Below are 13,589 nucleotides of genomic sequence, written 5' to 3'. Positions count from 1 at the left end.
GGACGTCCGCCTCCGGATCGCCGGATTTCCGAAAGCGTCGCTTCCGAAAGGGCGTCGAGCCGGTCACGGCCGTCCTCAGTCGCAGTCGCGGCAGATCGGCTGGCCGTTCTTCTCGCGCGCCAGCTGGCTGCGGTGGTGCACCAGGAAGCAGCTCATGCAGGTGAACTCGTCGGCCTGCTTGGGCAGCACCCGGACGGCCAGCTCCTCGTTGGAGAGGTCGGCACCCGGGAGCTCCAGGCTCTCGGCGCCGTCGAAGTCCTCGATGTCGACGCTCGACGTGACCTTGTCACTGCGCCGGGCCTTGAGTTCTTCGATGCTGTCGTTGTCGACGTCGTCGTCGGTCTTGCGTGGGGTGTCGTAGTCCGTTGCCATTTTTTCGCTCTCCCCCTCTGGGATTTAGCGGTGTCTCAGCGCACGTAACGCGCGAGAGGCCGGACTTGTGCCCGACCTGAGGCGGAGATTTTGCCTCACATCAAGGTCTGTTACTCAATCGACACCCAGCCGCGCGCCCGAAGGACTCCGTGGCCGGGATGTCGAGCGGACCGTACACGGTCAGGGGGTCGTCTTGCACAAACGCCACCCGGTGTATTTCCCGCCATCCGGGGGGCCGGAAACCCGGACTTCCCGGGCTTTCCGGCCAGCTTGGGGTCACCGAACGCACATGACCCGCCACCCGGCACTGTGATCGATCACACAGGAACCACCGATCCCGGCCGCCGCCGCGTTCCGCTGACGGCGAACAGGACCCGGGTGGATCAAAGGGGCAACGTGACACGCATCACGAGGCCACCGCCCTCCCGGGGCGTCGCCAGGATGCGGCCGCCGTGTGCGCGCGCCACGGAGCGCGCGATCGACAGGCCGAGGCCCACACCCTTGTCGCTGCCCGTTCGCTCCGTACGCAGCCGCCTGAAGGGCTCGAAGAGGCTGTCCACCTCGTACGCGGGAACCACGGGACCCGTGTTCGAGACCACGAGCACCGCCTGGCCGTGCTGGGCCTCGGTCGTGACCTCCACCCAGCCGCCCTCCGGCACGTTGTACCGGACGGCGTTCTGCACCAGGTTGAGGGCGATCCGCTCCAGCAGGACGCCGTTGCCCTGGATCACGGCCAGCGCGCGCTCGCCGCGGATCTCCACGCCCTTGGCCAGGGCCTCACCGCGGGCCTGGTCGATGGCGCGCGAGGCGACCTCGGCCAGGTCGACCGGCTTGCGCTCGACGATCTGGTTCTCGCTGCGGGCCAGCAGCAGCAGGCCCTCGACCAGCTGCTCGCTGCGCTCGTTGGTGGCCAGCAGCGTCCTGCCCAGCTGCTGGAGCTCCACCGGCGCTCCGGGGTCCGAGAGGTGGACCTCCAGCAGGGTCCGGTTGATCGCCAGCGGGGTCCGCAGCTCGTGCGAGGCGTTGGCCACGAAGCGCTGCTGGGCCGTGAAGGCCCGCTCCAGCCGGTCGAGCATCTCGTCGAAGGTGTCGGCGAGCTCCTTCAGCTCGTCGTCCGGCCCGTCCAGCTCGATCCGCCGGGTCAGGTCGGAGCCCACCACCCGGCGGGCGGTGCGGGTGATCTTGCCCAGCGGCGACAGCACCCGGCCGGCCATCGCGTAGCCGAAGGCGAAGGCGATGACGCTGAGGCCGAGCAGGGCCATCAGGGACCGGCTGAGCAGGTCGTCCAGGGCGTGCTTGCGCTGGTCGAGGATGCACTGCGCGATCGCCGCGTTGAACTGGTCGATCGACTGGTCGATGCCCACGCCGGAGCAGGTGGTGCTGGAGACCTCGACCTTCTGGCCGCCGACGATCTTGAACGGGAGCGCGTTGCCCTCCCGCAGCGCCTGGGCGGCCAGCAGGTAGATGATCGACAGCAGCAGGATCCCCGCGATCAGGAACATGCCGCCGTACAGCAGCGTGAGCCTTATCCGGATGGTCGGCCGCAGCCAAGGGAAGGGACCCTCGGGCTGGCCGGGGTCCCAGGTCGGTTTCGGTGGCGCCGCGGGCGGCGCCGGGTTCGGGGCCACCGGATCAGATCCGGTAGCCGGAGCCGGGCACGGTCACGATGACGGGCGGCTCCCCGAGCTTGCGGCGCAGGGTCATGACGGTCACCCGGACCACGTTGGTGAACGGGTCGGTGTTCTCGTCCCAGGCCTTCTCCAGCAGCTGCTCGGCGGAGACCACGGTCCCCTCGCTGCGCATGAGCACCTCCAGCACCGCGAACTCCTTCGGAGCCAGCTGGACCTCGCGGCCCTCCCGGAACACCTCCCGGCGGTTCGGGTCCAGCTTGATGCCGGCCCGCTCCAGCACGGGCGGGAGCGCGACGGTGGTGCGCCGTCCGAGGGCGCGCACGCGGGCGGTCAGCTCGGTGAAGGCGAAGGGCTTGGGCAGGTAGTCGTCGGCCCCCAGCTCCAGGCCCTCGACGCGGTCGCTGACGTCGCCGGAGGCGGTGAGCATGAGCACGCGCGTGGGCATGCCCAGCTCGATGATCTTCCGGCAGACGTCGTCGCCGTGCACCAGCGGAAGGTCCCGGTCGAGCACGACCACGTCGTAGTCGTTCACCCCGACGCGCTCCAGCGCCGCGGCACCGTCGTACACGACGTCCACGGCCATGGCCTCCCGGCGCAGGCCCGTGGCCACCGCATCGGCGAGCAGCTGCTCGTCCTCGACGACGAGTACGCGCACGTCGTTTCCTTCCTTCGAGCCCTCCAGGGCACACGTGTATTGCGCCTCCATCCTGCCGGTTTCGGCCGTAAACCGGCTGTAAGGCGCCCCTGGGGCCCTCCTGGGGCGTGCGGAAGGCGTGGAAGCGGCGTGTGGGCGGGGTGGAAGTGAGGATTCCCTCGCCTTACGAGGTTTCTGGGCCCAGGGTGCCGGGGAGGACGAGAGCACACCCCAACCACACCCTGAAGCGGCGGACTGCTCCGTGCTCTCCGCCGCCGACCCACGCAGAGGGGGCGCACCCACCATGGACGCATTCACCGCGGGTCTCCTGCAGCGCATCAAGGCCACGCAGTCGGACCTCAGCAAGGCCCGTGAGACGGGCGACGACTACCTCGCGGATGTGGAACAGGCGGAGCTGGAGGACCTCCAGCGGCTCGCCGCCGAACACGGCGTACCGGTCACCGCCGCCTGACCCGACGGCACCGCCGAGCTCACGGCGCACCCACCGGACCCCGGCCGCCCTCCTGGCGGCCGGGGTCCGGTGCCGTGCGCGGTGTGCCGGCGGGCCGTGCGCCGTCAGTCGTGCCAGGCCCCGGCTTCGTCGAGGAGCCGCTGGAGCGGGCCGAAGACGGCCGGGGTGGCCGCCAGCGCCAGCTCCCCCGAGGCCGGCTCCGCGGGCCGCCCGCCGGTCAGCGCTCCCGCCTCGCGGGCGATCAGCTCGCCCGCGGCGAGGTCCCAGGGGTTCAGCCCGCGCTCCCAGTACCCGTCGAGGCGGCCCGCGGCGACGTCGCACAGGTCGAGCGCCGCCGAACCGCCGCGCCGGATGTCCCGCACCAGCGGGATGATCCGTCCGGCGACCTCGGCCTGGTGGGCCCGCCGCGTCTGGACGTACGCGAACCCGGTGGCGATCAGCGCCCGGTCCAGCGGCGCGGCCGGCCGGCAGGCCAGCCGGGCGCCGCCCGACCAGGCCCCGCCGCCCAGCACCGCGTGGTACGTCTCCCCGCGCATCGGCGCCGCCACGACGCCCGCCACGGTCTCGCCCCGGTACTCGGCCGCGATGGACACGCCCCAGCTCGGCAGCCCGTAGAGGTAGTTCACGGTGCCGTCGAGGGGGTCGACGACCCAGCGCACCCCGCTCGTGCCGGGGCTGTCCGCGCCCTCCTCGCCCAGCAGCCCGTCCGCGGGCCGGCGCTCGGCGAGGACGCCGGTGATCAGCTTCTCGGCGGCGATGTCCATCTCGGTCACCACGTCGATCGGGCTGCTCTTCGTCGCGGCCACCGCCAGATCGGCCGGCCGGCCGTCGCGCAGCAGCTCCCCGGCCCGCCGGGCGGCCTCCAGGGCCACGTCCAGCAGCTCGGCCTTCAGCTCTTCGGTGATCACTCGCTCCCCCTACGCGTACGGGCTGTCCGCGCCGGCGGCCGCCGGCCGGGGCGCGCGGGCCGGGCAGCAGCCCACCGCGCACAGGTCGTGGCTCTGCCCCAGCGTGCCCACCCAGCACTCCTCGGGCCGCTCCCCGCGCTCACGGGCGGCGCGCTCCAGCACGAGCTCCCGTACCGCCGCGGCGAAGCGGGGGTCGGCGCCGACGGTCGCGGAGCGTTCGGCCGGCAGGCCCAGCTCGGCGGCCTTGGCCTTCGCCTCGGTGTCGAGGTCGTAGAGGACCTCCATGTGGTCGGAGACGAAGCCGATGGGCACCATGACCACGGCGGGCGCGCCGTCGGCGTGCAGGGCCTCCAGGTGGTCGCAGATGTCCGGCTCCAGCCACGGGACGTGCGGGGCGCCGCTGCGGGACTGGTAGACGAGCTGCCAGGGGTGCGCGGTGCCGGTCTCCGCCGCCACGGCGTCCGCGATGACGCGGGCCACGTCGAGGTGCTGGCGGACGTAGGCCCCGCCCCCGCCGCCCTCGGTGTGCTCCTCGACCGGGCCGGAGGCGTCGGCCGCGGAGTCCGGGATGGAGTGGGTGGTGAAGGCCAGCCGGGCCCCGTCGCGGACGTCGGCGGGCAGGGCCGCGAGCGAGGCCAGCACCCCGTCGGTCATGGGCCGTACGAAGCCGGGGTGGTTGAAGTAGTGCCGCAGCTTGTCCACGCGCGGCAGCTCCAGGCCCTCTTCCGCCAGGGTGGCGAGCGCGTCGGCGAGGTTCTCGCGGTACTGGCGGCAGCCCGAGTACGAGGCGTAGGCGCTGGTGGCGAGGACGGCGATGCGGCGGCGGCCGTCGCGCACCATCTCCCGCATCGCGTCGGTCAGGTACGGGGCCCAGTTCCGGTTGCCCCAGTAGACGGGCAGGTCCAGCCCGTGCTCGGCGAAGTCCTTGCGCAGGGCGTCCAGCAGCTCGCGGTTCTGCCCGTTGATCGGGCTGACGCCGCCGAAGCCGAAGTAGTGCTGCCCGACCTCCTTGAGCCGCTCGCGCGGGATGCCGCGGCCGCGCGTGACGTTCTCCAGGAACGGCACGACGTCGTCGGGTCCCTCGGGGCCGCCGAAGGACAGCAGCAGCAGGGCGTCGTAGGGGGCGGCGAGGCCTTCGGCCGCGGGCGCGTCGGGGGCGGGGAGCTGGTCTGACATGCCTCGAATCCTGCCACCCGGGGTCCGCCGGGGAGAACCGGCCGGTCCGCATCCCGGACGCGGCGTAGGTGAGGTGACCCTAAGTCGAAGTGCCGATATTTCCCCGTGCGGGCGTCTTGTCTGCGGTCGTAACCTGTACGGGCCAATGACGTCCCTTACGGAGACACCTTGCCCAGTCCCTACCGCGCGATCTTCGCGGCCCCCGGCACCCGGGGGTTCAGCGCAGCCGGCCTCATAGGCAGGCTGCCGATATCCATGGTCGGTGTCGGCATCCTCACGATGATCTCGGAGATGACCGGCCGCTACGCGATGGCCAGCGCCCTCACCGGCACCCTCGCCCTCGCCGCCGCGTTCATCGGCCCCCTGGTCTCCCGTCTGGTGGACCAGTACGGGCAGCGGCGGGTGCTGCGCCCCGCGACCCTGATCTCCACCGCGGCCGTCACCGGCCTGGTCCTGGCCGCCGCGAACGGCCTGCCCGACTGGACCCTGTTCGTCTTCGCCGCCGTCGCCGGCTGCGTGCCGAGCGTCGGCTCGATGGTCCGCGCCCGCTGGACCGAGCTCTACCGGCACTCGCCCCGCGAACTGCACACCGCGTACTCCTTCGAGTCCGTGATCGACGAGGTGTGCTTCATCTTCGGCCCGATCCTCGCGATCGGCCTGTCCACCACCTGGTTCCCCGAGGCCGGACCGGTGATCGCGGCCGGCTGCCTGCTCGTCGGGGTCTGGCTGCTCACCGCCCAGCGCTCCACCGAGCCCGCCCCGCACCCGCGCGGCCCCGACACAGCCCGCTCCTCGGCCCTGCGCTCCCCCGGCCTCCAGGTGCTGACGGCCACCTTCGTGGCGACCGGCGCGATCTTCGGGTCCATCGACGTGTCCACGCTGGCCTTCGCCGAGGAGCAGGGCAGCAAGTCGTCCGCCAGCTTCATCCTGGCGATCTGGGCGGCGGGGTCCTGTATCGCCGGAATCGTCTTCGGCCTGCTGCACCTGAAGGGCAAAGCCGAACGCCGCTGGGTACTGGGCATATGTGCTATGGCCGTGAGTATGATCCCCCTCCTACTGGCCGGGAACCTTCCGTTTCTGGCCGTGGCGCTCTTCGTCTCGGGCCTCGCCATCGCTCCCACGATGATCACCACGATGGCCCTGATCGAAGCGCACGTACCACGCGCGAAGCTCACCGAGGGCATGACCTGGATCAGCACCGGCCTGGCGGTCGGGGTCGCGGTCGGCTCCTCGGTGACCGGTCTGGTCATCGACGCGGCCGGGGCCCAGCGCGGGTACGTCGTCTCGGTCTCCTCGGGAGTGGCCGCGGCGGCGGTGGCGTTCGCGGGTTACCGCCGGCTGACGAGGCCGGCGCAAGGGGAGGAGCCTGCCAGCGATGGCGACGTCGGGGACAGCAGCAGCAGCGAAGAACGCACCGGCCGCGTGGCGTAACTGGGCGGGCAACGTCCGCGCCACGCCCGCGCGCGTGGTGACTCCGGCCTCGGCCGACGAGCTCCGGGAGGCGGTCCGCCGGGCCGCCGAGGAGGGACTCCGGGTGAAGGCGGTCGGCACCGGCCACTCCTTCACCGCGGCGGCCGCGACCGACGGTGTGCTCCTGCGCCCGCAGGCGCTCACCGGCATCCTGTCGGTCGACCGGGCCGCCGGCACCGTCACCGTGGCGGCGGGCACCGCCCTCAGGGACCTGAACCGGGACCTGGCCCGGCAGGGCCTCTCGCTCGCCAACATGGGCGACATCATGGAGCAGACGGTGGCCGGCGCCACCGGCACCGGCACGCACGGCACCGGCCGGGACTCCGCCTCCATCTCCGCCCAGATCCGCGGCCTGGAGCTGGTCACGGCGGACGGCGGGCTGATGACCTGTTCGGAGAAGGAGAACCCCGAGGTCTTCGCGGCGGCGCGGATCGGCATCGGCGCCCTGGGCGTCGTCACCGCGATCACCTTCGCGGTGGAGCCGCTCTTCTTCCTGACCGCCCGCGAGGAGCCGATGCGCTTCGACCGGGTGACGGCCGAGTTCGACCAGCACGTGGCGGAGAACGAGCACTTCGAGTTCTACTGGTTCCCGCACACGGGCAACTGCAACACCAAGCGCAACAACCGCAGCCAGGGCCCCGCCGCCCCGCCCGGCGCGGTCAGCGCCTGGATCGAGGACGAGCTGCTCTCCAACGGGGTCTTCCAGGCCGTCAACTCCCTGGGCCGGGCCGTCCCGGCGGCCATCCCCTCGATCGCCCGCGTCGCCAGCCGCGCCCTGTCGGCGCGCACCTACACGGACATCCCCTACAAGGTGTTCACCAGCCCGCGCCGGGTCCGGTTCGTGGAGATGGAGTACGCCCTCCCGCGCGAGCGGGCGGTCGGGGCGCTGCGGGAGCTCAAGGCCATGGTCGACCGCTCCGGCCTGCGGATCAGCTTCCCGGTGGAGGTGCGCACGGCTCCGGCGGACGACATCACGCTGTCCACCGCCTCCGGGCGGGAGACGGCGTACATCGCGGTGCACATGTACCGGGGCACCCCGTACCAGGCCTACTTCACCGCGGCCGAGAAGATCTTCACCGCCCACGGGGGGCGGCCGCACTGGGGCAAGGTGCACAGCCGGGACGCGGAGCAGCTGGCCGCGGTCTACCCGCGCTTCGCCGAGTTCACCGCGCTGCGGGACCGGCTGGACCCGGACCGGCTGTTCGGCAACGACTACCTCAGGCGGGTGCTCGGGGACTGACCCCCGCTCAAGAACCGCCGGGGGACGGCTCCTGGCCGCCTCCCGCGCCGCCGGAGCCGGGGGTCGGGCCGGGCTTCGGGCTCTGCTTCGAGGGGGTCGGCGCGGGTGTCGGCACCACCGGGGCGGACGGGGTGGGGTCGGGGGCCGGGCTCCCGCCGCCGTGCGGACCCGAGGGGCTCGGGGAGGTCCCGGACTCCGGGGTCTTCCCGTCCGGCCCGTGCGTGGCGGCGCCGCCCTTCCCGCCGCCGGGTCCGCCCCGGCGGTCCGTCCCGCTCCCGCCGTCCCGCTCCGGGTCCGGCTTCGGCGGGGCGGGCCGGTGGTCGGGGGCGGTGCGGGAGCCGCCCGACCAGAGGGTGCGGCCGTCGCTGCTGACCGAGGTGCCCGCGAAGGCCTCGTACGTCCCGAGGCCGCCGAGGGCGAGGGCGAAGGCCGCCCCGGAGGCCACCGCCGTGCGCTTCCAGCCCCGTACGCGGGTGCCGTGCACGGTGGCTTCCCCGAACCGGCCGTCCGGCGGGGCGGCCGGGCCCGGTTCCCCTGCGGGCGGCGGGACCTGACGGGCCCTGGGGCGGGCGCTCTCGCGGAGCTGGTCGCCGGTGCGGCGGAACAGGTGCTGGATGACGGGCCCGCCCGCGGTGGCGACCACGCTGACCACTCCGGCGCCGAGGATGGTCCCGTAGACGCCCATCTTCGAGGCGAGCAGGGCCGCGGCGACGGTGGCGAGGGAGCTGCCCGCGACCTGGGTCACGCTCAGGTCCAGCTTCCTGCGCCCCGGTTCCGGCTGATCGGCCGGATCCGCCGCCGCGTCCGCCCGGGTGTGGTTCGCCGTCTTCTGACCCATCGCCATCCGCTGTGTGTCCCGCCTCTCGCGCCTCTCCTCTTCCTGCAGTGAGGGACCTCTGAGCGAAATGGAAAGTTCCGTTTCTGCGGATTCTGTGAAGCAGGACACCCGAAAACGGCCCCGTCCGCAGGTGGACCCGGATGCGGGCCCGATTTCGGGCAGGCCAACTGCCGCCGCCCGGGACAAGTTCGGCGGCGCGGCGGTCCACCCGGGTGGCCCGAATGGAGTACTGTGGCGAGCCCTGGGACCGTCCTTCCTTACGGCTGTCCGGACTCGGGAGAGGGGGCCGGTTGATGGAGAAGCGGCACTCAAGACCGGTGATACCGCGGTATCGCACGGGTTCCTGCTGCACACAGTAACCACTTGGTCACTGTCCGTGCCCAACAGGTAACCGTGCCATAACGTCGATCAAGGGCGCATGCCCGACACGCCGGTTTAACTCGGCAAGGTTGTGGCAGGCTGCACCCGGGCAGGCCACACTCGACTAGCGGAAGCAGCGACGCACGTGACGTCGGCAGGCACCACCCGGGAGGTCCCCATGCCCGAACTGCGTGTCGTGGCCGTCTCGAATGACGGAACACGACTGGTGCTCAAGGCTGCGGACAGCACGGAGTACACGCTTCCGATCGACGAGCGGCTGCGGGCTGCCGTGCGCAACGACCGCGCGCGCCTGAACCAGATCGAGATCGAGGTGGAGAGCCACCTCCGCCCGCGGGACATCCAGGCCCGCATACGGGCCGGTGCCTCCGCTGAGGAGGTCGCCCAGCTCGCCGGCATCCCGGTCGACCGGGTACGCCGCTTCGAGGGTCCGGTGCTGGCCGAGCGCGCCTTCATGGCCGAGCGCGCCCGCAAGACCCCCGTGCGCCGCCCCGGTGAGAACACCGGACCGCAGCTCGGCGAGGCCGTGCAGGAGCGCCTCACCCTGCGCGGGGCCGACAAGGACTCCGTGCTGTGGGACTCCTGGCGCCGCGACGACGGCACCTGGGAGGTGCTGCTGGTCTACCGGGTGGCGGGCGAACCGCACTCGGCGAGCTGGTCCTACGACCCGCCGCGCCGGCTGGTCGTCGCCATGGACGACGAGGCCCGCTCCCTGATCGGCGAGGCCGACCTGCCCTCCACCCCGGAGCCGAGCTTCCCGTTCGTGCCGAGGATCGCCCGGCTCCCCCGGGACCGGCCGCTGGACCGCGCCCTGGACCGGCAGATCGAGCGGCCCGACAGCCGCCCCGCCCCGCCGCCCGCGCCGGAACCCGAGGAGGAACGGGACACGCTGACCAGCCTGCTGGAGGCGGTCCCGAGCTTCCGCGGCGACCTGGTGGTGCCGGACCGTACGGAGACCCCCGCCGAGGAGCCGGAGTCCGAGGAGCCCCCGGCCGCGGCGGCGTCGGCGGGCGCCGGCGCGGCGTACGCGGACGTGCTGATGCCGCGCACGGTGGCGGGCCACCGCGAGCGGCTGACGGGCACCACCGACCGGCAGGCCGAGGCCGACGGGGTCCGGCCGGGGCGCCGGGCCGCCGTGCCCAGCTGGGACGAGATCGTCTTCGGGACCCGGCGCAAGAAGCAGGAGTAGCCCGCGCGGTGGCGCCCCCGAGGGGGCGCCACCGGACGCGGACGGCACGTCAGGGGTTGGGGCCGGTGGCCACGGGCCGCTCCGGGTCCGAGGACCACTGCGACCAGCTGCCCGCGTACAGACTGGCCGGAATGCCCGCCACCTCCAGCGCGAGGACCTCGTGCGCCCCGGAGACCCCGGAGCCGCAGTACACGCCCACCGCCGTGTCCCCCGCGGCGCCGAGCTCCGCGAACCGGGCACGCAGCTCCCCGGCCGACAGGAACCGCCCGTCCGGGCCGACGTTCTCGGTGGTCGGGGCCGACACCGCACCCGGGATGTGCCCGCCGACCGGGTCGATCGGCTCGACCTCGCCGCGGTAGCGCTCGCCCGCCCGGGCGTCCAGCAGGAGGCCCGTACGGGCCAGCGCGGCCGCGTCGTCGGCCTCCAGGAGTCCGAACGCGCCCGGGGTTGGCTTGAAATCGCCCTCGACGGGCATCGGCGCGTCGGCCGTGAGCGCACCGCCCGCCGCCGTCCACGCGGCCAGGCCGCCGTCCAGTACGCGCACGTTCCGGTGCCCCGTCCAGCGCAGCAGCCACCAGGCGCGGGCGGCCGCCCAGCCGAGACCGCCGTCGTACACGACCACCGGCTCGCCGGCCCGCACCCCGGCCCGGCGCATCGCGGTGCCGAAGTCCTCCGGGTCCGGGAGCGGGTGGCGGCCGCCCGCCCCCGGTGGACCTGCCAGTTCGCGGTCCAGGTCGACGTACACGGCACCGGGGAGGTGCCCGGCTTCGTAGGCGGGGCGCTGGTCGGGGCCGCCCAGCTGCCAGCGGACGTCCAGGAGTACCGGCGGGCGGGGGCCGGCGAGCTCGCCGCGCAGTTCGGAGGCCGAGAGAATCGCAGTCATGGGCCCATCTTCCTCCCCGCCCCCGAAGCCGTGTAACAAGCCCGACATCGACGGGGCGCAGTGATTCGGACATCTCTGTTCCGCACCCCGTTCACCCGGCCGGTCGGGGCGCGCCGGGTGCCGGGGAGTGCAAGCATCTGCGGGGAACAGGGACACGACGGCGGGAGACGGCTGACATGACGGAGGCATCGGGGGCTTCGCGGCGCACGCCCGGCACACCCTGCTGGGTGAGCCTGATGGTGCACGGCCTCGGGAGCACGGAGGACTTCTACGCCGACCTCTTCGGCTGGGAGTACGAGCCCGGCCCCACCCAGTTCGGCCCGAGCGTCCGGGCCTTCCTCGACGGCCAGGAGGTCGCCGGGATCGGCGAGATGCCGCCGGACCGCCATCTTCCGGTGGCCTGGACCACGTACTTCGCCTCGGACGACGCCGACTGCACCGCCGAGTCCATCCGGTCGTGCGGCGGCACGGTCGCGGTGGGCCCGCTCGACGCGGGGGCGGCGGGGCGGATGGCGATCTGCGCCGACCCGCTGGGCGCCATCTTCGGGATCTGGCAGAGCGACGGCCACCCCGCGGCCCGCCGGGCGGGGGCGGCGGGCACCCCGGTGTGGAACGAGCTGCTCACCCAGGAGTCCTCGACGGTCGGCAAGTTCTACGAGCACGTCTTCGGCCACGAGGCCGAGCCGCACCCGGACGCCGCGTCCGACTTCGACTACCTGACGCTGCGCCTGGACGGCCGGCCGGTCGCCGCCGTCCACGGGGTCGGCCGGTCGCTGCCGCACGACCGGGGGCCGCACTGGATGACGTACTTCGAGGTGGCGGACCCCGACGCGGCCGCCGCCCGGGTGACGGAGCTGGGCGGCCGGGTCGTGACCCCGCCCCGGGAGCGGATCACGGGGCGGCTGGCCGTGGTCGCGGACCCGGAGGGGGCGGTCTTCGCCCTGGTCCGGACGTCCCTGAACGAGGACGGCCGGGACTAGGACGGCCGGGACTAGGACGACCCCGGACGGCCTAGAGCGGCAGCAGCTGCGGGCGCTTGGCGGTGCGGCCGTCGCCGGAGGAGGTGCCGCGCAGCCGGCGGCCGAGCCAGGGGCCGAGGAACCCGGCCAGCCAGGCCGCCTCGGCGGCGACGGTCCCGACGAGCGCGCGGGACGGCCGGGGCGGCAGCGGTTCCCGCCAGGCACCGCCGCTGCCGGGCAGCTCCAGGGCCTCGGCCAGGGCGGCGGCGATCCGGGCGTGGCCGAGGGGGCTGGCGTGCAGCCGGTCGGTCGCCCACATCCGCGGGTCGGTGGCCGCGGCCTCCCGGCCGGTCTCGGCGACCGCCACCCCGTGGCGGGCGGCGGCGGCCCGGATGTGGCCGTTGAGCTCGCTCACGCGGGGGCTCAGCGGCCGGGCCAGGGGCGCGATGCGGGCCACGTCGGGGAAGGTCACGGTGGCCACCCGGGCCCCGGCGCCGGTCAGCGCCGCGAACATCTCCTCCAGCTCCCCGGCCACCTCGGCGGCGTCGAAGCGCGGCCGGAGGATGTCGTTGACGCCCGCGACGACGGTCGCGACGTCCGGCCGCAGCTCCAGGGCGGGCCCGAGCTGTTCGGCGCGGACCTGTCCGGCGAGCCGGCCCCGGACCGCGAGGTTGGCGTACCGCAGCCCGGGGGCGGTGGCCGCGAGGTGGCCGGCGAGGCGGTCGGCGAAGCCCCGCAGGCCCACCGTGTCGTCACCGTCCCCGAGGCCCTCGGTCTGGCTGTCGCCCAGGGCGACGTAACGCAGGTACTCAGCCTTCCGCACGGGTGGTCCCCTCCCTCTTCCCCAGTACGTCCGCGGCGCGCAGGCACCAGTCCCGGTGGCCCTCCTCGAAGGCCACCCCGCGCAGGCAGGTGAGGTAGCCGCCGATCCGCTCGCCGCGCAGCAGGAACTCGTCCTCGTCCAGCTCGCCGCGCATGCCGCGCAGCAGCCCGCGGAGCAGCTCGATCTTGGCCTCGGCGGCGGCCGCCCGCTCCAGGAGCTGCCCGATGACCGCGGCGGTGCCGATGCGGTCGGCGCTCTGGACCTTCACGAGGAGGTCGTCGCGGATCGAGGAGGGCTTGGCCGCCGCCCCGGCGAACCGCTCCAGTTCGTCGCGGCCGGCGTCGGTGACCCGGAACAGCCGCTTGTTGGGCCTGGACTCCTGCACCACCTCCCGGCCGGCGACCAGTCCGTCCGCCTCCAGCCTCGCCAGTTCGGCGTAGAGCTGCTGGGGCAGGGCGTGCCAGAAGTTGGCGACGCTGATGTCGAAGGCCTTCGCCAGCTGGTAGCCGCTGTACTCGCCGTCGAGCAGTGCCGCCAGTACCGCGTGCCGCAAGGCCATGGCCGCTCCCTCTTCCCTTTCGGTGCCCGCAGCGGCACCATACTCAACAATCTGACT

At 73.6% G+C, this 13,589-nt stretch carries 14 protein-coding genes; 5 read left to right on the top strand and 9 right to left on the bottom strand.

Annotated features, from left to right (window positions below; translation table 11 throughout):
• Positions 1-75 precede the first annotated feature (75 nt).
• From ACIPW5_RS07630 to ACIPW5_RS07620, 3 genes are all read right to left on the bottom strand, one after another.
• The gene (locus ACIPW5_RS07630; protein WP_007267048.1) at positions 76-372 is read right to left on the bottom strand and encodes a DUF4193 domain-containing protein; all 297 of its coding nucleotides are present in this window, start codon (positions 370-372) and stop codon (positions 76-78) included.
• Between the two features lie 383 nt (positions 373-755).
• Positions 756-2,000 carry a sensor histidine kinase gene (locus ACIPW5_RS07625; protein WP_401241711.1) on the bottom strand — a complete coding sequence of 415 codons (1,245 nt, stop codon included), beginning with the start codon at positions 1,998-2,000 and terminating at the stop codon, positions 756-758.
• A gap of 4 nt (positions 2,001-2,004) precedes the next feature.
• A complete protein-coding gene (locus ACIPW5_RS07620) occupies positions 2,005-2,658 on the bottom strand; it encodes a response regulator transcription factor (RefSeq protein WP_007267046.1) in 654 nt (217 codons plus the stop codon).
• A 283-nt stretch (positions 2,659-2,941) separates the two neighbouring features.
• Between ACIPW5_RS07620 and ACIPW5_RS07615 the strand changes: the two genes are divergently transcribed.
• Positions 2,942-3,109 carry a hypothetical protein gene (locus tag ACIPW5_RS07615; protein WP_361599620.1) on the top strand — a complete coding sequence of 56 codons (168 nt, stop codon included), beginning with the start codon at positions 2,942-2,944 and terminating at the stop codon, positions 3,107-3,109.
• Between the two features lie 104 nt (positions 3,110-3,213).
• Here the strand turns inward: ACIPW5_RS07615 and ACIPW5_RS07610 are convergent, their stop codons facing one another.
• Positions 3,214-4,017: an inositol monophosphatase family protein gene (locus ACIPW5_RS07610; protein ID WP_401241708.1), complete on the bottom strand. Its 804-nt coding sequence runs from the start codon at positions 4,015-4,017 to the stop codon at positions 3,214-3,216.
• Positions 4,018-4,026: 9 nt separating this feature from the next.
• Positions 4,027-5,193, bottom strand: coding sequence for a ferrochelatase (locus ACIPW5_RS07605; protein WP_401241706.1), 1,167 nt, complete (start codon positions 5,191-5,193; stop codon positions 4,027-4,029).
• Between the two features lie 168 nt (positions 5,194-5,361).
• Here ACIPW5_RS07605 and ACIPW5_RS07600 point away from each other — a divergent pair, with 168 nt between their 5' ends.
• Together ACIPW5_RS07600 and ACIPW5_RS07595 are read left to right on the top strand one after the other, a co-directional pair.
• A complete protein-coding gene (locus ACIPW5_RS07600; RefSeq protein WP_401241703.1) occupies positions 5,362-6,624 on the top strand; it encodes an MFS transporter in 1,263 nt (420 codons plus the stop codon).
• On the top strand, positions 6,569-7,903 hold the full coding sequence (locus tag ACIPW5_RS07595; RefSeq protein WP_401241700.1) for a D-arabinono-1,4-lactone oxidase: 1,335 nt from the start codon (positions 6,569-6,571) through the stop codon (positions 7,901-7,903). The genes ACIPW5_RS07600 and ACIPW5_RS07595 overlap by 56 nt, the downstream gene beginning before the upstream one ends.
• A gap of 7 nt (positions 7,904-7,910) precedes the next feature.
• On the opposite strand, the gene ACIPW5_RS07590 is transcribed toward ACIPW5_RS07595, so the two are convergent.
• Positions 7,911-8,747 carry a hypothetical protein gene (locus ACIPW5_RS07590; RefSeq protein ID WP_401241698.1) on the bottom strand — a complete coding sequence of 279 codons (837 nt, stop codon included), beginning with the start codon at positions 8,745-8,747 and terminating at the stop codon, positions 7,911-7,913.
• Between the two features lie 532 nt (positions 8,748-9,279).
• Here ACIPW5_RS07590 and sepH point away from each other — a divergent pair.
• Positions 9,280-10,308: a septation protein SepH gene (gene sepH, locus ACIPW5_RS07585; protein WP_401241695.1), complete on the top strand. Its 1,029-nt coding sequence runs from the start codon at positions 9,280-9,282 to the stop codon at positions 10,306-10,308.
• Positions 10,309-10,357: 49 nt separating this feature from the next.
• On the opposite strand, the gene ACIPW5_RS07580 is transcribed toward sepH, so the two are convergent.
• Positions 10,358-11,191 (bottom strand): sulfurtransferase, encoded by an 834-nt coding sequence (locus ACIPW5_RS07580; protein ID WP_401241694.1) that lies wholly within the window; start codon positions 11,189-11,191, stop codon positions 10,358-10,360.
• A 176-nt stretch (positions 11,192-11,367) separates the two neighbouring features.
• Between ACIPW5_RS07580 and ACIPW5_RS07575 the strand changes: the two genes are divergently transcribed.
• A complete protein-coding gene (locus ACIPW5_RS07575; RefSeq protein WP_401241692.1) occupies positions 11,368-12,171 on the top strand; it encodes a VOC family protein in 804 nt (267 codons plus the stop codon).
• A gap of 31 nt (positions 12,172-12,202) precedes the next feature.
• On the opposite strand, the gene ACIPW5_RS07570 is transcribed toward ACIPW5_RS07575, so the two are convergent.
• Both ACIPW5_RS07570 and ACIPW5_RS07565 read right to left on the bottom strand, forming a co-directional pair.
• On the bottom strand, positions 12,203-12,973 hold the full coding sequence (locus tag ACIPW5_RS07570) for an SGNH/GDSL hydrolase family protein (RefSeq protein WP_401241689.1): 771 nt from the start codon (positions 12,971-12,973) through the stop codon (positions 12,203-12,205).
• Complete coding sequence (locus ACIPW5_RS07565) at positions 12,960-13,532, bottom strand: PadR family transcriptional regulator (protein ID WP_401241687.1); 573 nt, start codon at positions 13,530-13,532, stop codon at positions 12,960-12,962. Before ACIPW5_RS07565 ends, ACIPW5_RS07570 begins: the two co-directional genes overlap by 14 nt.
• Between the last annotated feature and the right edge of the window lie 57 nt (positions 13,533-13,589).

This window comes from Streptomyces sp. NPDC090077 (assembly GCF_044747545.1).
GTDB lineage: Bacteria > Actinomycetota > Actinomycetes > Streptomycetales > Streptomycetaceae > Streptomyces.
The sequence above is the reverse complement of the archived record's forward strand: the minus strand, read 5'-3'. Positions and strand labels throughout refer to the sequence as shown.